Genomic DNA, 999 nt, shown 5'->3' on the forward strand with positions numbered 1-999 from the left:
ATAGTCTTCTTGAATTCATTATTATATTTTTTACCTGTATTCTTACGTTCCAAGACGGACACATCCTCTCAAAAATCATTGTAAGGACTTAACTAAAATGTGTCCATGAAACTATACTAACTCCACACTTTAAAATTACTCCTAGTAAAAAATGTATTTCATTAGTTATTATTTAACTTCGGATGCAAATCCTTCTTCAACTAAACTCCCTCTATAAACATTAATGTATCAACGGTTTGCACCACTCGGTATATTAGGGAATTTATTTTTTTAATCTATTTTTAAACAGAGTATTGAAATTCTGGTTTTTATTAGTAAATTGAGCGTACGCTTCGCTAAAACTAATGGAAATCATTAGCTATTTTCTCCACTATGTGATGCACAATAGATCTCTGCGAAACTTATGATGACGTACCCTCCTATGTCTCTTAGCGTCATTTGCGCTTACATTCCTTCGTTCGGTCTATTCATAAGGCAGAGGCCTGCTAAGCTGCCCCGGGTCTCTTGGTCTTAGTTTAGTAATGTTGCTGGCTTCTCCTTGTCATCCTTCTTGTTATAAATCGATAGTTAGAAATGCTTACGCTGCCTCTGAGAGGCAGTAGAGATCCTTTATCATATTCTGCTCATTAAAATGGACTTTCTTTTTACAAATACCATGCAATACTTTCAACAATTTACCGCAGAGTACCACCATCGATTGCTTTCCGCGCAAGGGATTTTGTTTGCGTGTTGTGTAATATTCATGAAGCTGTTTAAACCCGTTGTTGTGACGAATGAGTGGTACTATTACTTTGAAAAGAATATATCTAAGTCGCTTTCTTCCTCGTTTGGAGATATGTTTTTGTCCCTTATGTTGACCAGATGAGTTTTCACGTAATGTTAATCCCGCTAGTTTAATCAATTGGCGTGGATTTTCATAAAGTGAAAAGCTTCCAACTTCTGAAAGCAAATCAACAATGGTTGCATCTCCTAATCCAGGAACTGAAGCCAGTAGCTCAT

General features: G+C 36.2%; 1 protein-coding gene. It reads right to left on the bottom strand.

All coding sequences use genetic code 11. From position 1 onward, the window contains the following. Positions 1–577: 577 nt before the first annotated feature. The coding region (locus N0M92_RS29170; protein ID WP_260289034.1) for a transposase at positions 578–999 on the bottom strand (422 nt) is incomplete at its 5' end.

The organism is Peribacillus aracenensis (genome assembly GCF_025175645.1).
Classification (GTDB): Bacteria; Bacillota; Bacilli; order Bacillales; family DSM-1321; genus Peribacillus; species Peribacillus aracenensis.